General features: G+C 72.7%; 18 protein-coding genes. 1 reads left to right on the top strand and 17 read right to left on the bottom strand.

The window, feature by feature from the left end; all coding sequences use genetic code 11:
* The first annotated feature begins 26 nt into the window (after window positions 1-26).
* Window positions 27-1,796 (top strand): aminopeptidase P family protein, encoded by a 1,770-nt coding sequence (locus ICW72_RS06035; protein WP_191085391.1) that lies wholly within the window; start codon window positions 27-29, stop codon window positions 1,794-1,796.
* On the opposite strand, the gene ligA is transcribed toward ICW72_RS06035, so the two are convergent.
* The 17 genes from ligA to ICW72_RS05950 all read right to left on the bottom strand — a co-directional run bounded on the left by ligA (window position 1,797) and on the right by ICW72_RS05950 (window position 24,253).
* On the bottom strand, window positions 1,797-3,908 hold the full coding sequence (ligA, locus tag ICW72_RS06030) for an NAD-dependent DNA ligase LigA (RefSeq protein ID WP_191085390.1): 2,112 nt from the start codon (window positions 3,906-3,908) through the stop codon (window positions 1,797-1,799).
* Entirely contained in the window at window positions 3,905-5,587 is a 1,683-nt protein-coding gene (gene recN / locus ICW72_RS06025; protein WP_191085389.1) for a DNA repair protein RecN, read from the bottom strand. Before recN ends, ligA begins: the two co-directional genes overlap by 4 nt.
* 7 nt (window positions 5,588-5,594) lie before the next feature.
* The gene (locus ICW72_RS06020; RefSeq protein ID WP_191085388.1) at window positions 5,595-6,446 is read right to left on the bottom strand and encodes an outer membrane protein assembly factor BamD; all 852 of its coding nucleotides are present in this window, start codon (window positions 6,444-6,446) and stop codon (window positions 5,595-5,597) included.
* A 79-nt stretch (window positions 6,447-6,525) separates the two neighbouring features.
* Complete coding sequence (gene lpxC / locus ICW72_RS06015; RefSeq protein ID WP_191085387.1) at window positions 6,526-7,467, bottom strand: UDP-3-O-acyl-N-acetylglucosamine deacetylase; 942 nt, start codon at window positions 7,465-7,467, stop codon at window positions 6,526-6,528.
* Between the two features lie 410 nt (window positions 7,468-7,877).
* Window positions 7,878-9,380 carry a cell division protein FtsZ gene (ftsZ, locus tag ICW72_RS06010; protein WP_191085386.1) on the bottom strand — a complete coding sequence of 501 codons (1,503 nt, stop codon included), beginning with the start codon at window positions 9,378-9,380 and terminating at the stop codon, window positions 7,878-7,880.
* 112 nt (window positions 9,381-9,492) lie between these two features.
* Window positions 9,493-10,794 (bottom strand): cell division protein FtsA, encoded by a 1,302-nt coding sequence (gene ftsA / locus ICW72_RS06005; RefSeq protein ID WP_191085385.1) that lies wholly within the window; start codon window positions 10,792-10,794, stop codon window positions 9,493-9,495.
* Window positions 10,791-11,681 (bottom strand): cell division protein FtsQ/DivIB, encoded by an 891-nt coding sequence (locus ICW72_RS06000; RefSeq protein WP_191085384.1) that lies wholly within the window; start codon window positions 11,679-11,681, stop codon window positions 10,791-10,793. The genes ftsA and ICW72_RS06000 overlap by 4 nt, the downstream gene beginning before the upstream one ends.
* The gene (locus ICW72_RS05995; RefSeq protein WP_191085383.1) at window positions 11,671-12,594 is read right to left on the bottom strand and encodes a D-alanine--D-alanine ligase; all 924 of its coding nucleotides are present in this window, start codon (window positions 12,592-12,594) and stop codon (window positions 11,671-11,673) included. The genes ICW72_RS06000 and ICW72_RS05995 overlap by 11 nt, the downstream gene beginning before the upstream one ends.
* Window positions 12,591-13,463, bottom strand: a complete 873-nt coding sequence (gene murB / locus ICW72_RS05990) for a UDP-N-acetylmuramate dehydrogenase (RefSeq protein WP_223880858.1) — start codon at window positions 13,461-13,463, stop codon at window positions 12,591-12,593. The genes ICW72_RS05995 and murB overlap by 4 nt, the downstream gene beginning before the upstream one ends.
* Window positions 13,464-13,467: 4 nt before the next feature.
* Window positions 13,468-14,910 carry a UDP-N-acetylmuramate--L-alanine ligase gene (murC, locus tag ICW72_RS05985; protein ID WP_191085381.1) on the bottom strand — a complete coding sequence of 481 codons (1,443 nt, stop codon included), beginning with the start codon at window positions 14,908-14,910 and terminating at the stop codon, window positions 13,468-13,470.
* Complete coding sequence (locus ICW72_RS05980; protein ID WP_191086147.1) at window positions 14,910-16,040, bottom strand: UDP-N-acetylglucosamine--N-acetylmuramyl-(pentapeptide) pyrophosphoryl-undecaprenol N-acetylglucosamine transferase; 1,131 nt, start codon at window positions 16,038-16,040, stop codon at window positions 14,910-14,912. Before ICW72_RS05980 ends, murC begins: the two co-directional genes overlap by 1 nt.
* Window positions 16,041-16,042: 2 nt before the next feature.
* Complete coding sequence (locus tag ICW72_RS05975) at window positions 16,043-17,206, bottom strand: FtsW/RodA/SpoVE family cell cycle protein (protein ID WP_191085380.1); 1,164 nt, start codon at window positions 17,204-17,206, stop codon at window positions 16,043-16,045.
* Window positions 17,203-18,555, bottom strand: coding sequence for a UDP-N-acetylmuramoyl-L-alanine--D-glutamate ligase (gene murD / locus ICW72_RS05970; RefSeq protein ID WP_191085379.1), 1,353 nt, complete (start codon window positions 18,553-18,555; stop codon window positions 17,203-17,205). Before murD ends, ICW72_RS05975 begins: the two co-directional genes overlap by 4 nt.
* On the bottom strand, window positions 18,555-19,643 hold the full coding sequence (gene mraY / locus ICW72_RS05965; protein WP_191085378.1) for a phospho-N-acetylmuramoyl-pentapeptide-transferase: 1,089 nt from the start codon (window positions 19,641-19,643) through the stop codon (window positions 18,555-18,557). Before mraY ends, murD begins: the two co-directional genes overlap by 1 nt.
* Window positions 19,643-21,007 carry a UDP-N-acetylmuramoyl-tripeptide--D-alanyl-D-alanine ligase gene (locus ICW72_RS05960; protein WP_191085377.1) on the bottom strand — a complete coding sequence of 455 codons (1,365 nt, stop codon included), beginning with the start codon at window positions 21,005-21,007 and terminating at the stop codon, window positions 19,643-19,645. Before ICW72_RS05960 ends, mraY begins: the two co-directional genes overlap by 1 nt.
* The gene (locus tag ICW72_RS05955; RefSeq protein ID WP_191085376.1) at window positions 21,004-22,464 is read right to left on the bottom strand and encodes a UDP-N-acetylmuramoyl-L-alanyl-D-glutamate--2,6-diaminopimelate ligase; all 1,461 of its coding nucleotides are present in this window, start codon (window positions 22,462-22,464) and stop codon (window positions 21,004-21,006) included. The genes ICW72_RS05960 and ICW72_RS05955 overlap by 4 nt, the downstream gene beginning before the upstream one ends.
* On the bottom strand, window positions 22,451-24,253 hold the full coding sequence (locus tag ICW72_RS05950; protein ID WP_191085375.1) for a peptidoglycan D,D-transpeptidase FtsI family protein: 1,803 nt from the start codon (window positions 24,251-24,253) through the stop codon (window positions 22,451-22,453). The genes ICW72_RS05955 and ICW72_RS05950 overlap by 14 nt, the downstream gene beginning before the upstream one ends.
* Window positions 24,254-24,278: the final 25 nt, after the last annotated feature.

Raw genomic sequence — 24,278 nt, 5'->3', positions numbered from 1 at the left:
GTCATTATGACGGAACTGAGGCAGAAATGAACGAAAAGTTGCACCGCCTGGCCGCGCTGCGCGAGGCCTTGGCCGCCCAGGGTGTTTCGGGCTTCCTCGTCCCGCGCGGCGACGAGCATCTGGGGGAATACGTCCCCAAGGCCGGCGAACGCCTGGCCTGGCTGACCGGCTTCACCGGCAGCGCGGGCATGGCCGTGGTGCTGCCCGGCCGCGCCGCGGTGTTCACCGATGGCCGCTACACCACCCAGCTTGCCGCCGAGACCGATCCCGCACTGTGGGAACGCCGCCACATCACCGAGGAGCCGCCGGCCGAATGGCTGCGCGAGCACGCCCAGGGCCTGGCCATCGGCTACGACCCGTGGTTGCACAGCGAGGCCGCGCTGCAGCGTTTCGCGGGCGTGACGCTGGTGCCCCTCTCACCCAACCCCATTGATGCGCTCTGGACCGACCGGCCCGCGCCGCCCGCCACCCCCGTGCTGCCCCACGCCCTGGCCCAGGCCGGGGTCACGGGCGCGGCCAAGCGCGAGGCCGCGGCGGCCGCCCTGCGCGCGGCCGGCGAACAGGCCTGCGTGCTGGCCGATGCCCATTCCGTCGCCTGGCTGCTGAACATCCGCGGCGCGGACCTGGCCCACACGCCGCTGCCGCTGGCCTTCGCGGTGCTGCACGAGGATGCCTCGGTGGCGCTGTTCCTGAACGCGCCCGAGCGCGTGCCGGAAGCGACGCGCGCCCATCTGGGCAATGCCGTCAGCATTTCGCCCCGCACCGCGCTGCCCGGCGCGCTGCGCGCCCTGTCCGGCCGCACCGTGCGCCTCGACCCCGAGGCCACCCCCGCCTGGTTCGCCGCCACCCTGCGCGAGGCCGGCGCCAAGGTGACCACGGGCGAGGACCCTTGCCGCCTGCCCCGCGCCATGAAGAACCCCGTGGAGCAGGAAGGCGCCCGCGCCGCGCAGCTCCGCGATGCCGGCGCCGTGGCCCGCTTCCTGGCCTGGTTCGCGGAGCATGCGCCACGCGGCGGCCTGACCGAGATGTCCGCCGCCGCCCATCTGCTCGACCAGCGCCGCCTGCTGCCGGGCTTCGTGGCCGAGAGCTTCCCCGCCATCTCCGGCGCCGGCGAGAATGGCGCCATCGTCCATTACCGCGTGACGCCCGACACCGACCGTCCCATCCGCCCCAACGAGTGCTACCTGATTGACAGCGGCGCGCAGTTCCCGGACGGCACCACCGACATCACCCGCACCCTCTGGACCGGGCCCGACCCCGCGCCGGCCGCGCTGCGCGCGCGCTACACGGCGGTGCTGCGCGGGCATATCGCGCTGGGCACGCTGCGCTTTCCGGAAGGGGTGGCGGGGCCGCATTTGGATGCCATCGCACGCCGGCCGCTCTGGGATATGGGCCTCGACTACGACCACGGCACCGGGCATGGCGTGGGCAGCTTCCTGTCGGTGCATGAGGGCCCGGCCGCCTTCAGCCGCGCGGCCAAGGTGGTGCCCCTCCGCCCGGGCATGATCCTGTCCAATGAGCCCGGCTATTATTTGCCAGGCCATTACGGCATCCGCATCGAGAACCTGCTGCTGGCCCGCCCCGCCGAGCCCCAGCCCGACCAGGCCCGCCCCTTCCTGGAGTTCGAGACGCTGACGCTCGCGCCCTATTGCCGCGCCCTGCTGGATGTGGCGGCGCTAACGCGCTTCGAGCGGGAATGGGTGGATGCCTACCATGCGCGCGTGCTGCGCGAGGTGGGGCCTGGGCTGGATGCGGCGACGCGGGGGTGGCTGGAACGGGAATGCGCGCCGCTGTGATCAGTCGAGATTGGCCCGCGCCCGGAACTCCGCCTCGCTGAGCACCGTGACCCCCAGCTCCGCGGCCTTCGCGGCCTTGGAGCCGGCATCCGCGCCCACCACCACGAAATCGGTCTTCTTCGACACGCTCTTGGTGACACGCGCGCCCAGCGCCTCGGCCCGCGCCTCGGCCTCCTGGCGGGAGAGGGTCTCCAGCGTGCCGGTGAAGACCAGCGCCTTGCCGGCGAAGGGGTTGTCCTCCGCCGCCACGGAAGCCGCATCCTCGGGCGTCACCTCGCCTAGCAAATCGTCCAGCGCTTCCTGGTTGTGCGGTTCGGCGAAGAACTCCACCAGCTCCGTCGCGATGGCGGGGCCGATGCCCTGGATGGAGCCCAGTTCCTCCCGCGCCTCGCTGCCGATGATGCGCGCCTCCACCATCCGCGCCCGCAGCGCGGTGATGGAGTGGTAGTGCCGCGCCAGCAGCTTCGCGTTCTGCTCGCCGATGCGGCGGATGCCCAGGCCGAAGAGGAAGCGTTCCAGCGGCACGCGGCGCCGCGCCTCGATGGCGGCGAGAAGGTTGGGCACCTTCTTCGCCTCCTCCGGCCGCTTGGCATTGGCGCCCCAGCCCTTCCAGCCGCGCATCCGTTCGGCCGCCTGGTGCAGGCGGAAGATGTCGGCGGGGCTTTTGACCAGGCCTTCGGCGTGGAGAAGCTCGATCACCTCCTCGCCCATGCCCTCGATGTCCATGGCGCGGCGGCTGACGAAATGCTTGAGGCGCTCGGTCGTCTGGGCGGGGCAGATGAGGCCGCCGGTGCAGCGGCGCACCACGTCATCGCCCTCGCGCACCGCATGGCTGCCGCAGGCGGGGCAGGTGGTGGGGAAGGCGAAGGGCGGGCCGCGTTTGGCGCCCTCGGGGTTGGCGACCCCCACCACCTGCGGGATCACGTCGCCCGCGCGCTGGATGGTGACGATGTCCCCCTCGCGCACATCCTTGCGCGCGATCTCGTCCTCATTGTGCAGGGTGGCGTGGGTGACGGTGACGCCGCCCACGAAGACCGGCTCCATCACCGCGCGCGGCGTCAGCGCCCCGGTGCGCCCCACCTGGATCTCGATGCGGATCAGCCGCGTGGTGGCCTGCTCCGCCGCGAATTTCCAGGCGATGGCCCAGCGCGGCGCACGCCCCACGAAGCCCAGCCGCTGCTGCCAGTCCAGCCGGTCCAGCTTGTAGACCACGCCGTCAATGTCATAGGCGAGGCCGGGGCGTTCGGCCTCCATCCGCGCCTGGAACTCGGCGGCATCGGTGATGCGCCGCGACAGCGGGTTCACCGTGAAGCCCCAGGATTTCAGCCGTTCCAGCCATTCCCAATGGGTGTCGGCCGGCGCCTCGCTTGCTTCGCCCATCGCATAGGCGAACAGCTTCAGCGGCCGCTGCGCCGTGATGGAGGCGTCCAGCTGCCGCAGCGACCCCGCCGCGGCGTTGCGCGCATTCACCGGGATGGTGACGGCGGGGCCGAGCTTTTCGCCCGCCGCCTTGCGCGCCTCGCGCGCCGCGAAGGCGGCCTCCTGCTGGGCGCGGAAGGCCAGGAAATCCGGGCGTTCCATGAAGACCTCGCCGCGGATTTCGATGCGGGCGGGGAAGGGGGCGGGGAGGGTCTGCGGCAGGTCGCGCAGCGTCTTCAAATTGGCGGTGATGTCCTCGCCCTCGGCCCCGTCGCCGCGCGTGGCGCCGCGCACGAAGACGCCGTTTTCATAGAGCAGGTTCACCGACAGCCCATCAATCTTGGGCTCCGCCACGAAATCCAGCGGCGCATCCTCGGGCAGGCTGAGGAAACGCCGGATGCGCGCCGCGAATTCGGAAAAATCCGCCGCGTCGAAGGCATTGTCCAGGCTGAGCATCGGCGCCAGGTGCCGCGACTTGGCGAAGCCCTCCGCCACCTTGCCCGAGACCTTCTGCGTCGGGCTGTCCGGCTGCACCAGCTCCGGATGCGCCGCTTCCAGCGCGCGCAGCTCGCGCATCAGCGCGTCATATTCGGCGTCGGAAACGCTGGGCGCGTCCTGCTCGTAATAGGCGCGGTCGTGGGCGCTGATCTGTTCGATCAGCGCCGCGATGCGCGCTTCGGCCGTGTCGCTCACGCCGCCCCCCGCAGCAGGCTTTCCGCCGCCGCGCGCGCGGCCTCTGTCACCACCTCGCCCGCCAGCATGCGCGCGATTTCCTCGCGGCGTTCCTCGGGTGCCAGGGGCGTCACGCGCGTCTCCGCCCGCCCGCCGCTGACCGATTTCGCCACCTGGAGGTGCCGCGCCCCGCGCGCCGCCACCTGGGGCGAATGCGTCACCACCAGCACCTGCAGCCGCTCCGCGACACGTTGGAGCCGTTCGCCCACCGCGGCCGCCGTCGCGCCGCCGATGCCCGCATCCACCTCGTCAAAGACCAGCGTCGGCACGGGCGAGCCGCGTGCCAGCACCACCTTCAAGGCCAGCATCAGCCGCGACAATTCGCCGCCCGAGGCGATCTTCACCAGCGCCCCCGGCGTCTGCCCGGGATTGGTCGCGACCAGCAGCGTCACGCGGTCGGCGCCGTCGGCGCCCCAGGCGGCTTCCTCGCGCGGCGCCACCTCCACCACCACCCGCGCGCGGTCCAGCTTCAAGGGCGGCAATTCCTGCGCCAGCGCGGCTTCCAGCGCCGCAGCCGCCTCGCGCCGCAACGCCGTCAATGCGGTCGCCGCCGCCACATAGGTCTCCCGCGCCGCGCGTGCGGCCAGGTTCAGCGCGCTGACGCGATCCGTCCCGGCATCGAGCGCGGAGAGCCGCCCGCGCAGCGTCTCCAGCAGCGCCGGCAATTCCACCACCGGCACGCCATGCTTCCGCGCCGCCGAACGCAGCGCGTAGAGGCGGTCATCCAACGCCTCCAGCCGGCGCGGGTCCGGCAGGGCATCCTGGGCCAGGCGTTCCAGAAGCTGCTCGGCCTCCGCCAGCGCGTCCTGCGCGGTGCCGAGAGCCGCCAGCACCGCCTCCTGCCCCGCTCCCACCGCGCCCGGCGGCAGGCGTTCCAGGGCCCGCGCGGCGTTGCGCAGCGCGGCCGCCGGGTTGGCGCCACGCCGGTCCCGCGGCTGGAGTTCGGCGAGGGCCCCGGCCAGCGCCTCGGTGCGCCGCTCGGCCGCCTGGAGGTGCTGGCGTTCCTGGGCGAGCGTCTCCTCCTCGCCCTCTCCCGGGGCGAGCTTCGCCAATTCCTCCACGGCGTGGCGCAGCCATTCCTCGTCGCGCAGGGCGGCCGCCACCGCCTCCTCCGCCTCGCGCAGCGCGGCCTCCGCCTGCCGCCAGGCGCGGAAGGCGGTGGCGGCCTCGCCCCGCGCGGCATCGAGTCCGCCAAAGGCATCCAGCAGCGCGCCATGGGTCGCGGGGTCGGCCAGGCCCACCTGGTCATGCTGCCCCTGCACCTCGACCAGCGTGGCGGCGAGGCGCTTCAACGCCGCCACCCCCACCGGATGGTCGTTCACGAAGGCGCGGGAGCGTCCATCGGCCTGCACCACGCGGCGCAGCACCAGCGCATCCTCCGCCTCCAGCCCCAGCTCGGCCAGCAGCGCATGGGCGGGGTGGTTTGGCGGCGGGGTGAAGACGGCGGCGACGCTGGCCTGGGCTTGCCCCGCCCGCACCAGCCCCGCCTCGGCCCGCTGGCCCAGGGCCAGCCCCAGGCTGTCCAGCAGAATGGACTTGCCCGCGCCCGTCTCGCCGGTCAGCACCGAGAGGCCGGGACCGAAGGAGAGGTCCAGCCGCTCGATCAGCACCACGTCGCGGATGGCGAGCGAGGCGAGCATGATATGGCTAGAAGATGTTGCCCCAGGCCCGCCGCAGCAGCCCCGGCCGCGCGGCGTCCGACGGCGCGGCCCCCGGCGTCAGCAGCGCGTAGCTGTCCTGGTACCAGGGGCTGCCCGGGAAGTTGTGGCCCAGCACGGAGGCGGTGCGCGCCGCCTCCTCGCGCAGGCCGAGGGAGAGGTAGATCTCCGTCAGCCGGTGCAGCGCCTCGGGCACGTGGTTGGTGGTCTGGTATTGCTCCACCACGCGGCGATAGCGGCCGATGGCGGCGTTGAGCAGGCGCTGGCGCTGGTAGAAGCGGCCGATGTTCATCTCGCGCCCCGCCAGGTGGTCGCGCGCCAAATCCATCTTGAGGCGGGCGTCGCGGGCATAGGCCGTCTCGGGGAAGCGGTTCACCACATCCTGAAGGGCGGCCATGGCGAGCTCGGTCGAGCGCTGGTCGCGCTGCGCGTCGTTGATCTGCTCATAGAGCGAGAGCGCGCGCAGGTAGTGCGCATAGGCGATGTCGCGGTGCGCCGGGTGCAGCTGGATGAAGCGGTCCAGCGTGCCGATGGCCTCGGTGTAGCGGTTGCGCATGTAGTCGGCATAGGCCGACATCAGCTTCGCGTTGGTGGCCCAGGTGGAGAAGGGATGCTCGCGTTCCAGCGCGTCGAAGATCTGGCCGGCCTGGGCGTAGCGTTGCTCCTGCAGGGCCTGGATGCCGGCGGCGTAGAGCGCCTCGGGCGAGCGGTCCTGGAGGGCGGCGGTGGGGCTGCTGTCGAACAGGGAGCCCAGGCGCCCGTCCCAGCCCGTCGCGCCCCCGCAGGCCGCGAGCGGCAGGAGGCTGCACAGGAGGGCGAGGCGTGGAAGGGTCTTGCGCATAAGGGGCGTTCTACTCCGGATGGCGGGCTTATACCACGCGCCCGCCGAACGCCGGCAAGGGGGGCCAGGAAGCGGGAAATCAGGCCGCGGTGGCGGCGAGCAGGGCGGGGGCTTCCACCGCCTCCAGCGCATGGCCGGTGACGAGGCGCGTGGCCGTGGGGTCCGCCAGCAGGGCGCGCACCAGGCGGTTGTTCAGCGCATGGCCCGAGCGCGCGCCGCGGAAGCGCCCCGCGATGGGGTGGCCGGCCAGCGCCAGGTCTCCCACCACGTCCAGCAGCTTGTGGCGCACGAATTCATCGGGGCTGCGCAGCCCGCCCGGATTCACCACCAGCGGCCCGTCCACCACCACGGCATTGGCGAGGCTGCCGCCGCGCGCGAGGCCGGCGGCGCGCAGCCGCGCCACATCCTCGGCCAGGGTGAAGGTGCGGGCATTGGCCAGTTCCGCGCGGAAGCTGGCCGTGGAGACGCGCAGGCCCAGTGACTGGGTGCCGATGGCGGTGCCGGGGAAGGCGATTTCCAGCTCGGCCTCGAAGGCGAAGTCATCGAGCGGCGACAGCTCGGCCCAGGCGCCCGCCTCATCCTCGACGCGCACGGTCTTGAGCACCTGGAGCGAATGCCGCTGGCCATATTGCTCGGCCGCGCCGGCGCAGTTGATGAGGAAGATGAAGGGCTCGGCGGAGCCGTCGAGGATGGGCACCTCCGGCCCGTCCACCTCGACCAGCGCGTCATCAATGCCGGCGGCGGCGAGGGCGGCCATCACATGCTCGATGGTGCCCACGCGGGCTTCCGGCTGGCCCTCCAGCCCGATGGCGGTGCAGAGCCGCGTGTCCACCACATGGTCGGCGCGGGCGGGGATGGTGACGCCGAGGTCGGTGCGACGGAAGCTGATGCCGGCGCCGCTGGGGGCGGGCAGGAGGGAGAGCGTCAGCGTCAACCCGCTGTGGAGGCCCACGCCGCGGCAGGAAATCCCCTGCGCGAGGCGACGGCGGCGACCACCCGGAAGCTGCGCGAATCCATCCATGCTGAGCAAAATCCCCAAAGCTGGGCCAAACCGCCCGTGACACACAAAGCCCGCGCCAGTGGCGCGGCGTTCCGGATCGCGGTCCTCCCCTGAACCGCGCCCCCGCCCGGAGGAGGAGGCACCGGACCCTGCCCAATCCTTGCGGCCACAATCAGGCCGCGCGGCAAGGTTTCGACAGCCTGCATGCCAGGGCTGGGCCGCGCAGGCCAGTCAAGCGTTGTTTCCCGATGTTTCCTGCTAAAACCCTGAAAGAGCGCGCCCTTTTCTCGCCATATTTGCATGGACGGCAGTTCATGCATGCGCTTCACCGCATCGCGGCAAAGTCTTGCGGTGCGGTTTGCTTGGCCTGGACATGAAAAACCCCGCGGCCTTTCAGCCGCGGGGTTCATCACAAGCAAAATTGTGCCGGATCAGTTGCTCATGCGGCGCAGGAAGGTCGGGATGTCGAGGTTCTTCTCATCCGGACCCGTGGGCGCGGCCGCTTGCGGCGCGGCGCGCTGCGGCGCCGGCTGGGGCAGGCCCAGGCCCGGCTCCGCGCGGCGTGGCGCGGGGGCTTCCGGCGCGCGCGGCTGGCGGATGGCGCCCGTCGCGTTGCGGAACAGGCTGCGCCAACCCGATTCGCCGCCATGCTGCGGCGCCGGGCCTTCCATCTGCGCGGGCGCCGCCATGACGGGTGGGGCCATCTGCGGGGCAGGGGTGGGCACGGGCTGCGGGGCCGGCATCTCCTCCTCCTGCGCGGCCGGGACGGGTGTCACAGCCACCGCCGGCGCGGCCGCCTGGCGCAGCAGCCCGGCACCCGTGGCCTGCACCGGCCGGCGGGTGGGCTGGGGCGGGACGGGGGCGCCGAAGGGGCCCTGGGCCGCGCGCGGCGCCGGCGCCTCGACCGGCGCGGCGGCGGGGGTGACGACGGCCAGGCGCGGCGCGCCGGTCGAAGCGGCGCTCGCCACGTCAATGCCGGTGGCGACGACCGAGACGCGCACGCGCCCGTTCATCGTCTCATCCACCGAGGAGCCGAAGATGATGTTCGCATCCTCATCCACCTCGCGGCGGATGCGCGTGGCCGCCTCATCCACCTCGAACAGCGTCATGTCGAGGCCGCCCGTGATGTTGATCAGCACGCCGCGCGCGCCGCGCATAGAGGTGTCCTCCAGCAGCGGGTTGCTGATGGCGGCCTCGGCGGCCTTCACCGCGCGGTCCTCGCCCTCGGCCTCGCCCGTGCCCATCATCGCCTTGCCCATCTCGGCCATGACGGTGCGGATGTCGGCGAAGTCGAGGTTCACGAGGCCCGGCGCCACCATCAGGTCCGTCACGCCGCGCACGCCCATGTAGAGGACGTTGTCCGCCATGCGGAAGGCGTCCTGGAAGGTCGTGCGCTCATTGGCCAGCCTGAACAGGTTCTGGTTGGGCACCACGATCAGCGTGTCCACGAATTGCTGCAGCTCATCGAGGCCCTGGTCGGCGGCGCGCTTGCGCTTGGGCCCTTCGAAGTCGAAGGGCCGCGTCACCACGCCCACGGTCAGGATGCCGCGCTCGCGCGCCATGCGCGCCACGACGGGCGCGGCCCCCGTGCCCGTGCCACCGCCCATGCCGGCGGTGACGAAGACCATGTGGCAGCCCTCGAGGTGGCGGGCCAGCTCGTCCATCGCCTCCTCGGCGGCGGCGCGGCCGATCTCGGGCTTCGCGCCCGCGCCCAGCCCCTGCGTCAGGTGCGGGCCGAGCTGCACGCGGCGCTCCGCGCGGCTGTTCACCAGCGACTGCGCGTCGGTGTTGGCGACGATGAAATCAACCCCCTCGAGGCCCAGGTTGATCATGTTGTTCACGGCATTGGTGCCGCCGCCGCCGATGCCGATCACGGCGATCCGGGGCGAGAAATCGGTGTGCTGCGTCACTGGCAGAGTCAGGTTCAACGTCATGGCCTCGGATCTCCTCCCCTCGAGTCTAGACGCGTGCGGCGAGTCGCGTCTCCCCCTCCCGCCGCACTCATCCCCGTGTTCCACATAATCCACAGGCCGTGGATTCGCTTTTCTACAATCTTTCGCGCAACCAGGCGAAGGCACGCGCCACCACGCCCTTCGGCGCCGCCGGACCCGGCGTGATGTCGAGCAGCGGGCGCCCCTCGCCCGCGGCCCAGGCCAGCAGACCGATGCAGCTGGCGAAGGCCGGCCCCGCCGCCGTCTCCGGCAGGCCGCGCACGATTCGCGGGCGGCCGAGGCGCACCGTCACGGGCTTGCCCAGCACACGGGCGGCGAGTTCGCGCACGCCGATCACCTGTGACGCACCACCCGTCAGCACCACGCGGCGGCGCATCTCCATGGGCAGGCCCGAGGCCTCCAGCCGGTCGCGCAGCAATTCAAAGGATTCCTCCAGGCGCGGGCGCATGATCTTCACGATCATCTCGCGCGGGATGCGCGCGATCTGGTCCTCCTCCTCGCCCACCATGGGCACGGGCAGCAACTCGCCCCGGTCCTCGTCGGATTCGAGGACGCTGCCATGCATGGTCTTCAGCCGTTCCGCGTGGCTGATGGGGGTGGACAGCACGCGCGCCAGATCATTCGTCACCTGCCACCCGCCCACCGGAAGCTGCGCCGTGTGCAGCAGCCGCCCCTCGGCGAAGCAGGCGAGGCTGGTGGTGCCGCCGCCCATGTCCACGCAGATGGCGCCCAGCTCGCGCTCATCATCCACCAGCGTCGCAAGCCCGGCCGCGAAGGGCGAGGCGATCATCTCCTCCGCCTCCAGCTCGCAGCGGTGCAGCGTCTGGCCCAAATTGAACAGCGCGTGGCTCGCGGCATCCACCACATGCAGCCGCGCCTGGAGCCGTTCGCAGACCATGGCGCGCGGGTCTTCCACGCCGCCCGTCTCGTCCACCAGGAAGCCCGCGGGGAAGCAGTGCACCACCTCGCGCCCATCGGCATGGGTGCGGCGCACGCCTTCCTGCAGGATGGAGCGCAGATCGGCCTCCGTGACCGCCCGGCCGCCGATGGGCCAGTCGATGTGATGGATGCGCCCGCCCGGCTGCCCGCAGGAGAGGTTGACGATGACGCCCTGCAGCCGCGTATCGGCCATCTGCTCGGCGCCGGCCACGGCGGCGCGGATGCTGCGCTCCGCCTCCTCCATGTCCACGACGGAACCCGCCTTGATGCCGCGCGCCTTCTGCCAGCCGAAGCCCAGCGCGCGCGGCGTGCCGTCGCTCTCGATGCGCGCGATGATGCAGACGATCTTGGTGGTGCCGATGTCCAGCACGCCGAAGGTGCCGGCCTTGGCACGGCCCAGGCGCAGGCCGCGCGCGGGCGGGGTGTCGGCGGCGGCGTGGCGAATGATCTCGTTCATCCACGTTGTCTCCGGGCTTGCGCGGGGGTGGCGGGCGGCGTGGCGGGGGCCTCGGGCGGCATGCGGAGCACCAGGCGGTCGGGCAGGCGCATGTCCACCACGGCGAGCGGCCGGTCGAGCAGCCGGTCCTGCGCGTGCAGCGCGGCCAGGCGCTCCACCGCCGCTTCCTCATGGCCTTCGGGCAGCAGCACGTCGGCGCCATTGTGCAGGCGGAGATTCCAGCGCCGTTCGGAAACGCGCACCGCGGCCTCCACCCGGTCGGCGATGGCGGGGTGGCGGCGCAGCACGTCCACGATGGAGGCGGCGGCGGTGTTGGCGCCGGCGCCCACCACGAAGGGCAGGGGGCCGAAGGCCTCGAAACGCTCGCTCGCCATCTCGTTGCCGCTGCGGTCAATGACGGAATAGCGCCCGTCCTGCTGCCAGATGGCGAAGGCCTGGCGTTCCTCCAGCCGCACCAGGATGGTGCCGGGCAGGCGGCGTTCCACATGCGCGCCGCGCACCCAGGCGATCTCCATCAGTCGCGCGCGCGCGGCGTCGGGGTCGAAATCCAGGATGGCATCGCCCGGCACGGTGCCGATGGCGGTCAGCAGCGCCTCGCGCGGGGTGAATTCCCGCCCCTCGACGCGGATTTCCTGCACGACGAGGCCATGGTCGCGCCCCAGATTCACCAGCGCCAGCGCCGCATCCCGCGCCCGCGCTTCGGGGTCCATCCGCGCCACACCCCAAACCACGCCCGCCAGCGCGCCCAGCCCCAGCAGGCCCACGCCCATGCCGCGCAGGATGCGCCGCTGCCGGCGGAACCACAGCGCGGCCGCGGAGGGCCGGCGCGGCGGGGGTGCGGCGGCGCGCGACCGGACGGCGACCTTCTTGCGCGGCTCACGCGCCATGCCGCGCCTCCCGCACCATCCAGGCGCAGAGCTCGGGGAAGGGAATGCCCTGATGCGCCGCCTGTTCGGGCAGCAGCGAGGTGGGCGTCATGCCGGGCTGGGTGTTCACCTCCAGCAGCACGAGGCGCCCGGGCTCGCCCGCCGTGTCGTCATAGCGGAAATCCGCGCGGGAGACGCCGCGGCAGCCCAGCGCCTGGTGCGCGGCGAGCGCCACGCGCATCGCCTCCGCCGCCACATCGGCGTGGATGGGCGCGGGCAGGAGGTGGCGGCTGCCGCCCTCCGCATACTTGGCCTCGTAGTCGTAGAAGGCGTGGCCGGTCGCGATCTCCGTGACGCCGAGCGGCCGGTCGCCCATGATGGCCACCGTGATCTCGCGGCCGGGCACGTAGCTTTCCGCCATGATGCGCGCGCCGAAGCGCCAGGACCGCGCCACCTCCGCGCGGCGGTTGTCGCCCGTGCGCAGGATGGTCACACCAACTGAGCTGCCCTCATCCACCGGCTTCACCACATAGGGGCGGGGCAGGGGGTCCTCCTGCTCCAGCTCCTCGGGCGTCACGATGCGATGCTGGGCCACGGGCAGGCCATGCGCCTGGAACACCGCCTTGGCCGCGCCCTTGTCCATGGCGACGGAGGAGGCGCGCACGCCCGAATGCGTGTAGGGCAGGCCCAGCCAGTCCAGCACACCCTGGATGCAGCCATCCTCGCCGAAGCGGCCATGCAGCGCGTTGAACACCGCGTCCGGCCGCGCCGCGCGCAGCGTGGCGATGAGGGCGCCGAGATCTTCCGTCACCTCGATGGGCAGGACGGTGAAGCCCGCCGCCTCAAGGGCGGGGATCACCTGGCGGCCCGTGGCGAGGCTCACCTCGCGCTCGGCCGAAACACCGCCATGGAGGACGGCCACCGTCGCACTCATGCCGCCTCTCCAATGCGCTTGATTTCCCATTCGAGGCGGACCCCCGAATGCGCCAGCACCCGTGCGCGCACCTCTTCGCCCAGCGCCTCCAGCTCGGCCGCCGTGGCGCCGCCGGTGTTGAGCAGGAAGTTGCAATGCTTCTCGCTGACCTGCGCCGCACCCAGCCGCATTCCCCGGCAACCGGCCGCGTCAATCAGGGCCCAGGCCTTGTGGCCTTCGGGGTTGCGGAAGGTGCTGCCGCCGGTGCGGGCGCGCACGGGCTGCGTCGCCTCGCGCGCCGCGCGGATTTCGGCCATGCGGGCCGCGATGGCGGCGGCATCGCCGGGTTCGGCGCGCAGCCGGGCGCGCACCACCACGCCGCGCGCGGGCAGTTCCGCGTGCCGGTAGGCGAGGCGCAGCCCCGCCGCATCCAGCCGCACCATGCCCTTCGGCGTCGCGATCTCGGCCCAATCCAAAACGTCGCGCATTTCGCGCCCATAGGCGCCGGCATTCATCGCCACCGCGCCGCCCAGGCTGCCCGGAATGCCGCAAAGGAATTCCAGCCCCGACAGCCCCGAAGCCGCCGCGTGTTCGGCGATGGTGGCATCCAGCGCGGCGGCGCCCGCCACCACGCCATCGGCCTCGACCTGCACCGCGCCGAAACCCCGCGCCGGCAGGCGCAGCACCAGGCCACGGATGCCGCCATCGCGGATGATGAGGTTGGAGGCCGCCCCCAGCACCGTCACCGGCCCCGCCTCCTCGGCCAGCAGCGCCAGCAGATCCTCGGCATCGGCCGGGCGCGCCAGCCGCTCCGCCGGCCCGCCCACGCGGAACCAGGTGAAGGGGGCCAGCGGCGCGTCGAAGTCGAGGCGGCCGCGCAGGGCAGGCATGGCGTCAAGCACGGCGCAGCGGCGCGACACGCGCACCGGCCTTGGCCTGCAACTCGCCCAGCTGCCGCGGCAGCGCATGGGCCCAGTTGGTGATGCTGCCCGCACCCAGGCACACCACATAATCGCCCGGGCGGGCGATGGCGTGGATCATCTCCGGCAGATGGTCGGGCGAGGGCAGGGGCACCACGCTGCGATGGCCGCGCGCGCGCAGCCCGTCCACCAGCCCGTCCTTGTCCATCCCCTCGATCGGCGCCTCGCCGGCGGCATAGACATCGGCCACGATCACCGTGCCGGCGTCGTTCATGCAGGTGCAGAATTCGGTGAAGAGCTGCCGCAGGCGCGAATAACGGTGCGGCTGCACCACCGCGATGACGTCCCGCGCCCCCGCCTGGCGGGCGGCCTTCAGCACGGCCGCGATCTCGACCGGGTGGTGGCCGTAGTCGTCGATGATGGTGACACCGCCCGTCTCGCCCACGCGGGTGAAGCGGCGCTTCACGCCCTTGAAGCCGGCCAGCGCCTCGCGGATCACGTTCTCCGGCACGTCCATCTCGACGCCGACCGCGATGGCGGCCAGCGCGTTCTGGACGTTGTGCTGCCCCAGCATGGGCAGGCGGAAGGGCTTCATGGTGCGGACGCGCTTGCTCACGCGGTCCTGCACGCTCACCTCGAAGGTGGCGCCCATGCGGTCGGTCAGCAGCTTCTCCGCCCGCACATCGGCCTGGGGCGAGAAGCCATAGGTGACGAGGCGCCGATCGAGGCGCGGGATCATCGCCTGCACCGCCGGATGGTCCACGCAGAGCACCGCGAAGCCATAGAAGGGGATGTTGCCGACGAATTGCGCGTAGCCCTCGCGCATCGCCTCCTCCGTGCCCCAGTGGTCCAGGTGCTCGGCATCCATGTTGGTGACGATGGCGACGGTGGAGGGCAGGCGCAGGAAGCTGCCATCGCTCTCATCGGCCTCGACCACCATCCATTCGCCCGTGCCCATGCGGGTGTTGGTGCCATAAGCGTTGATGATGCCGCCATTGATCACGGTGGGGTCGAGGCGGGCGGCCTCCAGCACGGCGGCAACGAGGCTCGTCGTCGTCGTCTTGCCATGGGTGCCGCCGATGGCGATGCCCCATTTGAGGCGCATCAGCTCCGCCAGCATCTCGGCACGCCGCACCACCGGCAGCAGGCGCGCGCGCGCGGCCTGGACCTCCGGGTTGTCGCGCTTCACGGCGGTGGAGACGACGATGACCTGCGCCGCGCCCAGGTTTTCCGCCGCATGGCCCACGGTGACGGGAATGCCGGCCTCACGCAGGCGGGCCACGTTGTAGCCCTCCGCGATGTCGCTGCCCTGCACCGAATAGCCGAGATTGTGCAGCACCTCGGCAATGCCGGACATGCCGATGCCGCCGATGCCCACGAAGTGGATGGTCCCGATGGAAAGTGGCAGCGCGCGCATCAGCGGGGCTCCTGGACAGAGGTGGTGCGCGCGGCGCAGTCGAGCACGGCGTCGGCCAATTCCCGCGCCGCCTGGGGTCGGGCGAGGCTTGCCGCATGTCGGGCCGCTTCGGCAAGCCTTTCCGGCGCGTCGAGCCAGGCCGCCAGCGCGGCCCCCAGAACCTCCGGTGTCAGCCCGGCCTGGGGCAGCACCTGCGCGGCCCCGCTTTCGGCCAGCGCGGCCGCATTGGCCCGCTGGTGGTCGTCAATGGCCGAGGGCAGCGGAATCAACAGCGAAGGCCGCCCCGCGCAGGCCAGTTCCGCCACCGTGGAGGCGCCGGCCCGCGCGATGACGAGATGCGCCCCCGAAAGCCGCACCGCGATGTCGGGGAAGAAGGGCGAGAGCTCCACCGGAATGCCCGTATCGGCATAGGCCGCGCGCACGCGCTCCTGGTCCTCCACCCGCACCTGCTGCGCCACCAGCAGCCGCGCCCGCAGCGAATCCGGCAGGGCGGCGATGGCGGGCGGGATCAGGTCCGAGAACACCCGCGCCCCCAGCGAACCGCCGATCACCAGCAGCCGCAGCGCGCCCGTCGTAGGCGGGTAGGGCTGGCCCACCAGCGCCGCGAGCGCCGGCCGCACCGGGTTGCCCACATGTCGCGTGCGCGCCCCCGCCGGCACGCGCGCCGTGCGCGCATAGGCCAGCGCCAGCAGGTCCGCCCGCTTCGCCAATGCCCGGTTGGCGCGGCCCAGCACCGCATTCTGCTCGTGCAGCACCACCGCGGGGCGGCGCCGGCCCAGCGTCAGCGCGGCCAGCGCGGGCGGGATGGAGGGATAGCCGCCAAAGCCCACCACCGCCGCCGCGTCCAGTTCCTTCAACAGCCGCCGCGCCGTCCACGTGCCGGCGGCGAGCTGGGCCGCGCCGCGCAGCCCCTTCACGACACCCCGCCCCGCGATGCCCGCGCCCTTCAGCACGAAGCGCTCGGCGGCCGCGAAGGCCGGGCTGTCGAAGGCGGCCGAGCGCGCATCGGTGAACAGCACCACCCGCTGCCCGCGCGCCATGAGTTCCGCGGCCAGCGCCTCGGCCGGGAACAGATGCCCCCCCGTGCCGCCGGCGGCGATGGCGATGGGGCGGATGGCGGGCCCGCGCATGATCACGTGGGGAAGGGGGCGCGCAGCCCCGCCGTGAAGGGGTTGGCTTCCTCGCCCCGCGCGGGGCGCCGTCGCGTCAGCGCCAGCAGGAAGCCCATGCCCAGCGCCAGCGCCACCACCGAGGAACCGCCATAGCTCACGAAGGGCAAGGTCATCCCCTTGGTCGGAATCAGGTGCAGCGAGCTTCCCATGTTGATGAAGGCCTGCAGCCCGAACTGCACCAGCAGGCCGGTGGCCGCCAGGCTCACGAAGACGTCCCGCTCCTCCATCAGCCGCCACAGCCCGCGCAGCACGATGAAGGCGAACAGGCCGAGAATGAGCAGGCAGGTGATGAGGCCGAATTCCTCCGCCGCCACGGGGAAGACGAAATCCGCATGGGCGTCGGGCAGCACGTCCTTCACCCTTCCCTCGCCCGGCCCGCGGCCGAACATGCCGCCATTGCCGAAGGCCTCCAGCGACATGCGGATCTGGAAATTGTCGCCCGATTCCGGGTTGAGGAAGCGCTGCACGCGGGAGCGCACATGGCCATGCAGCGTGAAGGCCAGCACCGCCATCCCCACCACCGCGCCCGCGCCGGCCACCACCCACATCAGGTTGATGCCCGAGACGAAGACCTGCGCCAGGAACACCGCCACGATGACCGCCAGCATGCCGATATCGGGCTGCTGCTTCATCAGCCAGGCCACGCCGCCGATCAGCGCGATGGCGATGAGCAGGCCAGGGAAACGCCCCTCGCGCTTTCCTTCCGCCAAAAGCCAAGCCACCGCGACCGCGAGGCACGGCTTCAGGAATTCCGAAGGTTGCAAGGAGCCACCGGGGAAGGAGATCCAGCGCCGCGCGCCCTTGATCTCGGTGCCGATGACCAGGGTCGCCGCCGTCAGCGCCAGCGCCCCCAGCGCCCCCAGCATGGCCGCGCGCAGCACCCATTTCACCGGCAGCATGGAGACGCCCACCATCACGATGACGGCGATCAGCGAATAGACCACCTGCCGCGTGAGGAACATGTGGCGGGAGGAGGCGCCGATCCGCTCGGCCACCGCCGGCGAGGCCGAGAGCATCATCACATAGCCGATGCCCACCAGCGCCAGCAGCGCGGCGAGTGTCCAGCGGTCCAGGCTGGCCCACCAGCGCCCCACCGTCGAATGGTCCACGCGGACGAAGCTCATGCGGGCATTCCTTGTGGCAGGGCGGCGACCAGGGCGCGGAAGGCATCGCCCCGCGCGTCGAAGCCCGTGAACTGGTCCCAGGAGGCGGCGGCGGGCGAGAGCAGCACCACCTCCGCCGCACCCGACATGGCGGCCTGCGCGGCCAGAGGCACCGCCGCCTCCAGCGTGCCGCAGAGCCGGTGCTTCACCCCATGGGCGGCGAGGGTCGTGGCGAATTCGGCGGCGTCGCGGCCGATCAGGAAGGCCTCGGCCACGCGGTCGAAGAAGGGGGCGAGGGGCTCGATCCCGCCCGCCTTGCCCATCCCGCCCGCGATCCAGACCACGCGCGGATAGGAGGAGAGCGCCCAGGCCGTGCTGTCGGCATTGGTGGCCTTGCTGTCATTCACGAAGGCGACGGGGCCGATGCGCCGCACCACCTCCTGCCGGTGGGGCAGGCCGGGATAGGTGGAAAGCCCATCGGCCAGCGTGGCGCGGTCCACGCCCAACGCCATGGCCATGGCGCAGGCGGCGGCCGCGTTCTGCGCGTTGTGCGCGCCGGGCAGGGTGGGGCAGGCGGCGAGGTCCGCGATCTCGCCGCGCGCATCGCGCAGCAGGTGGCCCTCCCACCACACGCCGCCCTCGGCCAGCGGCACCACCCGCGCGGCCAGGCCCGCAGCGAGCCCGCGCGTGGGCGCATCGCCCTGGCCCAGCACCGCCACATCCCCCGCCTCCTGCCGCGCGAAGATGCGCGCCTTGGCGGCGAGGTAGCCCGCCATGTCGCCATGCCGGTCCAGATGGTCGGGGCTGAGGTTCAGCATCGCGGCGCAGTTGAATCGAAGTGTCGCGATTCGCTCCAGCATGTAGGAGGACATCTCCAGCACATACACGCCGTCATCGCCCAGCAGCGGCATGTCCAGCGCCGCGGGGCCCAGATTGCCGCCCACCGCGCAGGGCACGCCGGCCCGCGCCAGCAGGTGGCCCAGCAGCGCCGTCGTCGTGCTCTTGCCATTGGTGCCCGTGATGCCCGCGAAGCGCGCGCGCGAACCGCTGGCGCGCACGGCGCGATGCAGGAACTCCACATCGCTCAGCACGGGCTTGCCCGCCGCCCGCGCCGCCGCCGCCGCCGGGTGCGGCGCGGGCAGGCTGTGCGGGATGCCGGGCGAGAGCAGCAGCGCGTCGAAATCGAAGCCCGCGGCCGGATCCGCCACGCGCAGCCCGGCCGAAGCGGCCTCCGCCCGCGCCCCCTCGCGGTCATCCCAGGCCGTCACCTCCGCCCCCCATTCGGCCAGGCGCCGCGCGGCCGGCAGCCCGGCGCGGCCGAGCCCCACCACCGCGACGCGCATCCCGGCGAAGGGGGCGAAGGGGGCCATCAGCGGATCTTCAGCGTGGAGAGGCCGATCAGCCCCAGCACCATCGCGATGATCCAGAAGCGGATCACGATGGTCGGTTCGGCCCAGCCCTTCTTCTCGAAATGGTGGTGCAGCGGCGCCATCAGGAAGACGCGCCGCCCCGTCCGCTTGAACCAGAACACCTGGATGATGACGGAGAGCGTCTCCACCACGAACAGCCCGCCCACGATGGCCAGCACCATCTCGTGCTTGGTGGCGACCGCGATGGAGCCCAGCGCGCCACCCAGCGCCAGCGAGCCCGTATCGCCCATGAACACCGCCGCCGGCGGCGCGTTGAACCACAGGAAGCCCAGCGAGGCGCCGATCAGCGCCGAGCAGAACACCGCGAGCTCCCCCGCGCCGGGCACGCCATGCAGCTGCAGGTAGTCCGCGAAGATGCGGTTGCCGACGAGATAGGCGATCAGCGCGAAGACCGCCGCCGCGATCATCACCGGCACGATGGCCAGCCCGTCCAGCCCATCCGTCAGGTTCACGGCGTTCGACGCGCCCACCATCACGAAGGCCGCGATCAGCGGGAAGAGGATGCCCAGCGGGATCAGGATGTCCTTGAAGAAGGGCACCGCCATGTTGCTGGACAGGCCGGGCGGCAGCAGCAGGCTCATCCAGATGGCCGCCGCCAGCGCGATGCCGCCCTGCACCAGCAGCTTCATCCGCCCCGACACGCCCTTGGTGTTGCGCTTGGTCACCTTCATCCAGTCATCGGCGAAGCCCAGCGCGCCATAGCCCAGCGTCACCAGCAGCACCGGCCAGACGAAGCCGTTGCGCAGATCGGCCCAGAGCAGCACCGCGATGGTGAGCGAGAAGAGGATCAGCACCCCGCCCATGGTGGGCGTGCCCTTCTTGGTCAGCAGGTGGCTTTGCGGCCCGTCCTCGCGGATGGGCTGGCCCGCCGGCTGGAAGGTCCGCAGCCAGGCGATGATGGGCTTGCCGAAGGCGAGGCAGAGCACCAGCGCCGTCATGCAGGCCGCCCCCGCGCGGAAGGTCAGGTAGCGCACCAGGTTGAACATGATGAACTCGTCCGCGAGCGGGGCGAGCAAAATGGGCAGCATCAGGCAGTCCTCTCGGTCAGGGCGCGGATGATCTCGGCCATCCGCATGCCGAGGGAACCTTTCACCAGCACCGCATCGCCCTCGCGCAGCGCCGCCGCCACCACGGGGGCGAGGCTGGCCGCGTCCGGCATATGCGCCCCCCGGCGGGCGGGGGGCAGGGCGGCGAAGAGATGCCCCATCAGGGGCCCGCAGGCAAACACCAGCTCGGCCGCGTCCGCCGCATCGCTGGCCAGCCCGGCATGCAGGTCCGGGCCGAATTCGCCCATTTCCAGCATGTCGCCCAGCACGGCGATGCGCCGGCGGGCCTTCTGCCCGGCCAGCACCGCAAGCGCCGCGCGCACGGCGGTGTCGGAGGCGTTGTAGCTCTCGTCCAGCAGCAGGGCCGTGCCGCCATCCGGCGTGGCGATGCGGCGCATGGCCCCCCGCCCGGCCGCGGCGCCGAAACCGTCCAGCGCGGCCGCGGCCAGCCCGGCATCGCCGCCCGCCGCCTGGATGGCCGTCAGCGCCGCCAGCGCGTTCAGCGCCATGTGCCGGCCCGGCTGGGCGAGGCGGATTTCCACATGCCGGCCCAGCAGGTCGCATTCGGAGACGCTGCCCATGGCCTCGCCCCGGAAGGCGAGCAGGCGGGCGGCGCATTCCGGCCCCTCGCCGAAGCCGATGACCCGCGCGCCGAACGCGGCGGCGTGGGCGGCGAGGCGGGGGAAGTGCGGGCTGTCCTGCGGCAGCACCGCGATCCCCCCCGCGCCGAGGCCTGCCATGATTGCGGCCTTCTCATCCGCGATGGCCTCCACGCTGCCCATATTGCCGATATGCGCCGTGCCGATGGTGGTGATGACGGCCACATGCGGCGTGGCGAGGCGGGCCAGCGGCGCGATCTCGCCCGGGTTGTTCATGCCGATCTCGATGACGGCCCATTCCGCGTCGCGCGGCAGGCGGGCCAGGGTCAGCGGCACGCCCCAATGGTTGTTGTGGCTGGCCGCCGCGGCATGGGTGGGGCCGAGCCCCGCGCAGGCCCGCGCCAGCATGTCCTTGGTGGTGGTCTTGCCGACCGAGCCTGTCACGGCGATCACGCGCGCGGCACTCCGCGCCCGGCCGGCCGCGCCCAGCGCCGTCAGCCCGGCCAGCGTGTCGGCCACGCGCAGGGTGGGGCCGCCCGACATGTCGCGGTCCACCATGGCGGCGGCGCCGCGCAGGAAGGCCTCGGCCACGAAGTCATGCCCGTCGCGCGCGGCCCGCAGCGCCACGAAGAGGTCGCCCGCCCCGGTCGCGCGGGTGTCAATGGTGATGCCGGTCACGGCCAGCTCATCGCCGCAGGCGCCGCCCGTGGCCGCGCGGAGTTCCCCGGCGGTCCAGAGCGCGCTCATGCCGCCACCCGTCCCGCGAGGCGGCGCACCACCTCCACATCGTCGAAGGGGTGGGTCACGCCCGCGATGCTCTGCCCCCGCTCATGCCCCTTGCCGGCCACGGCCAGCACGTCGCCGGGGCCGAGCGCCGCCAGCGCCGCCCCGATGGCGTCCTCGCGTCCCCCCGCATCCACCGCCCCCGGCGCGCCCTGGCGCACGGCGGCGCGGATGGCGGCGGGGTCCTCGGAGCGCGGGTTGTCATCCGTCACCCACACCCTGTCGGCGCCCTGGGCGGCGGCCGCGCCCATCAGGGGCCGCTTGCCCGGGTCGCGGTCGCCGCCGGCGCCGAACAGCACATGCAGCCGCGCCCCCGGCGCGACATGGGGCCGGAGCGCCGCCAGCAGCCGCGCCAGCGCATCGGGCGTATGGGCGTAGTCCACATAGATGGCGGCGCCATTCGGCAGGGTGGCGGCCAGCTCCATCCGCCCCCGCACGCCGGAGAGGGCGGGCAGCGCGGCCAGCAGCGCGGCGGGCGCGACGCCGAGGCCGAGCGCCAGCCCCAGCGCCACCAGCAGGTTGTCGGCCTGGAAACGGCCGGGCAGGGGAATCTCCACCTCGCCCCGCACGCCCGCGAGATCGAGGCTGAGACGCTGCCCGCGCGGCAGCGGCGTGTGGGAGAGCAGGGCGACCTCGCCCGCATCCTCGCCCACCGCGATGCCGCGCAGCCCGCGCGTCGCGATGACGCGGCGCAGCGCCTCCAGCGTCTCCGCCTCCATGCCCATGTGCAGCACGGCGGGCGCGCCGGCGGGCAGCAGCGTGTCGAACAGCCGCAGCTTGGCCGCGCGGTATGCGGCCATGCCGCCGTGATAATCCAGATGGTCGCGCGTCAGGTTGGTGAAGCCCGCCGCCGCCAGCCGCACCCCGTCCAGCCGCCGCTGGTCCAGCCCGTGCGAGCTCGCCTCCATGGCGAGATGCGTCACCCCCGCCCCGTGCAGCCGCGCCAGCGTGGCGTGCAGCGCCACGGGGTCGGGCGTGGTGAGGCTCTCCTCCTCCGGCAATCCGGGTGCCCGCAGGCCGAGCGTGCCGAGCGAGGCCGCGGCCATCCCCTCGGCCGCCAGCAACTGCCGGGTGAACTCCACCGTGCTGGTCTTGCCATTGGTGCCCGTGACGGCGACCACATGCGCGGGCTGCGCGCCATGGAAGGCGGCGGCGAGGCGGGCCAATGCCAGGCGCGGGTCGGCCGCCGTGATCCAGGCGAGGCTCGGTTCACCCGCCACGCCGGCCCCCGCCAGCACGGCCACCGCGCCGCGCGCGCGCGCATCGGCGATGAAGCGCGCGCCATCGGCGCGCAGGCCGGGCAGGGCGGCGAAGAGGAAGCCCGGCCTCACCGCGCGGCTGTCGGCCGTCAGTCCCGTGATCTCGGCGTCAGGACCTTCGGCGGTCAGACCCGCGCGGGCCAGCAGGTCATGGAGAAGCATGGCGGCCCTCGGCCGTCTGGATGGCGCCCCCGGGCAAGCCGGTGCGGCGGATGGGCGCCACCTCGGGCAAGGTGGGCGCGATGGCGGGGGCGGGGCGCGTGGCGGAGGGGCGCGGCGCCGCGACCGAGGGCGCGGCGGGCGCGGCCCGCGGGCGGGCCGGCTGCAGCGGCACATGCAGCGCCTGCTCGATCTCGGCCACACGCTCCGTCTCGGGCACCAGGCCCAGGATGGGCGCCACGCGCTGGATCACGCGGCCGGCCGCCGGCGCCGCGACCACGCCCGCGGTCGCGAAGGGGCCGGTGTCCGCGCGCGGCCGCGGCTCATCCACCATGAGATAGACGGCATAGCGCGGCGCGTGCATCGGGAAGACGCCCACGAAGGCGGAGACGCGCCGGTCGGTCGAATAGCCGCGCCCGCCGGGGTTGGGCTTCAGCGCCGTGCCCGTCTTGCCGCCCACGAAATAGCCGGGCGCATTGGCGCCGCGGGCCGAGCCCTCCGTCACCGCGATGCGCATCAGCCGGCGCATCTGGTGCGAGGTGCGCTCGCTGATCACGCGCGTGCCCTCGCGCTCCGCCCCGTCCGGCTGGGCCAGGATGGTGGGCGTGCGGAACAGCCCGCCATTGGCCAGCGTGGCGGCGGCGTTGATGACGTGCAGCGGCGTGATGGACACGCCATGGCCGAAGCCGATGGTCATGGTGTGGATGTCGCGCCAGTCGCGCTCGCCGGGCAGCAGGATGGCCGCCGATTCCGGCAGCTCGATGCCCAGGCGCTGGTGGCGCGCGATGCCGAAGCGCGCCAGGAATTCCCGGTGCCGCGCCGTGCCCACCGTCATCGCCATGTGCGCGGAGGCGATGTTGGACGAATAGGCGATGATCTCGGGCAGGGCGAGCCAGCGGTTCTTGCCCCGGAAATCGCTGATGCTGTGCCGGCCGAAGCGGATGGGGCGCGAGGCGTCGAAGCCCGAATGCATCTGCACCGTGCCCAGTTCCAGCGCCATGGCCGCCGTCAGCAGCTTCATGGTGGAGCCGGGCTCATAGACGCCCTCCACCGCGCGGTGGAAGCGGTTGCCGGCGGGCGAGCCCGCGGGGTCCGCGCCGCTGAAATCGGGCAGGGAGGCCATGCCCAGCATCTCGCCCGTGTTCACGTCCATCAGCATGGCGACACCGCCGATGCCGCTGAAGCGTTCGACGGTGTGGGCCAGCGTCTCGCGCAGCTCGCGCTGCACCCGGATGTCGAGCGAGAGGCGCAGCGCGTTGCGGTCCACGCGCAGCCGCTCATCGAACCAGCGCTCGGCGCCGAAGAGGCCTTGGTTGTCCACATCCACCAGGCCCAGCACATGGGCGGCGTCGCGGCCACGGGGGTAGGTGCGGCGCTCCGCCGTCTCGAAGTTCAGGCCGACGATGCCGAGCGCGTTGATCGCCTCTTCCTGGCGGGGCGTGATGAAGCGATCAATGTAGGCGAAGACGTAGGGCGGCGAGAGGCGCGCCACCAGCCGTTCGCGGTCCAGATGCGGCAGGATGGGGTGCAGCAGCGCCGCCACCGCCTCGGGGTCCTGGATATGGGCGGGGCGCGCGTAGAGGGCGCGGCCGCGCACCGTGACCGCCAGCACCTCGTTGTTGCGGTCCACGATCTCGGCGCGCGTCACCGGCGGCTCGGCGCGCGGAAGGGGGCGGGGCTGCGCGATGGCCGAGGAAGCCGGGTTGATCACCGTGCGGTCCGCCAGCGTGACCGCGACCGCGCCGAACAGCACCGCGAAGCCGAAGGTGGCGAAGCCCAGCCGCGCGCGCATCTGGCGGTGGTGGTCGGGCTGGCGC

The sequence above is a fragment of the Roseococcus microcysteis genome, assembly GCF_014764365.1.
GTDB lineage: Bacteria > Pseudomonadota > Alphaproteobacteria > Acetobacterales > Acetobacteraceae > Roseococcus > Roseococcus microcysteis.
Note: the sequence above shows the minus strand (reverse complement) of the source record. Positions and strands in the feature narration are given on the sequence as shown.

What these genes read in the sequence shown, in the direction of transcription:
- mraY (WP_191085378.1), bottom strand. Translation starts at nt 19,643, where the DNA reads ATGCTGCCCATTTTGCTCGCCCCGCTCGCGGACGAGTTCATCATGTTC.
- ICW72_RS06000 (WP_191085384.1), bottom strand. Translation starts at nt 11,681, where the DNA reads ATGGCGCGTGAGCCGCGCAAGAAGGTCGCCGTCCGGTCGCGCGCCGCC.
- recN (WP_191085389.1), bottom strand. Translation starts at nt 5,587, where the DNA reads ATGCTCGCCTCGCTCGCCATCCGCGACGTGGTGCTGATCGAGCGGCTG.
- murC (WP_191085381.1), bottom strand. Translation starts at nt 14,910, where the DNA reads ATGCGCGCGCTGCCACTTTCCATCGGGACCATCCACTTCGTGGGCATC.
- ICW72_RS05950 (WP_191085375.1), bottom strand. Translation starts at nt 24,253, where the DNA reads ATGCGCGCGCGGCTGGGCTTCGCCACCTTCGGCTTCGCGGTGCTGTTC.
- ICW72_RS05960 (WP_191085377.1), bottom strand. Translation starts at nt 21,007, where the DNA reads ATGAGCGCGCTCTGGACCGCCGGGGAACTCCGCGCGGCCACGGGCGGC.
- lpxC (WP_191085387.1), bottom strand. Translation starts at nt 7,467, where the DNA reads ATGGATGGATTCGCGCAGCTTCCGGGTGGTCGCCGCCGTCGCCTCGCG.
- ftsA (WP_191085385.1), bottom strand. Translation starts at nt 10,794, where the DNA reads ATGAACGAGATCATTCGCCACGCCGCCGCCGACACCCCGCCCGCGCGC.
- ftsZ (WP_191085386.1), bottom strand. Translation starts at nt 9,380, where the DNA reads ATGACGTTGAACCTGACTCTGCCAGTGACGCAGCACACCGATTTCTCG.
- ICW72_RS05995 (WP_191085383.1), bottom strand. Translation starts at nt 12,594, where the DNA reads ATGAGTGCGACGGTGGCCGTCCTCCATGGCGGTGTTTCGGCCGAGCGC.
- ICW72_RS05955 (WP_191085376.1), bottom strand. Translation starts at nt 22,464, where the DNA reads ATGCTTCTCCATGACCTGCTGGCCCGCGCGGGTCTGACCGCCGAAGGT.
- ICW72_RS05975 (WP_191085380.1), bottom strand. Translation starts at nt 17,206, where the DNA reads ATGAGCTTCGTCCGCGTGGACCATTCGACGGTGGGGCGCTGGTGGGCC.
- murB (WP_223880858.1), bottom strand. Translation starts at nt 13,463, where the DNA reads ATGCCTGCCCTGCGCGGCCGCCTCGACTTCGACGCGCCGCTGGCCCCC.
- murD (WP_191085379.1), bottom strand. Translation starts at nt 18,555, where the DNA reads ATGGCCCCCTTCGCCCCCTTCGCCGGGATGCGCGTCGCGGTGGTGGGG.
- ICW72_RS05980 (WP_191086147.1), bottom strand. Translation starts at nt 16,040, where the DNA reads ATGCGCGGGCCCGCCATCCGCCCCATCGCCATCGCCGCCGGCGGCACG.
- ICW72_RS06020 (WP_191085388.1), bottom strand. Translation starts at nt 6,446, where the DNA reads ATGCGCAAGACCCTTCCACGCCTCGCCCTCCTGTGCAGCCTCCTGCCG.
- ICW72_RS06035 (WP_191085391.1), top strand. Translation starts at nt 27, where the DNA reads ATGAACGAAAAGTTGCACCGCCTGGCCGCGCTGCGCGAGGCCTTGGCC.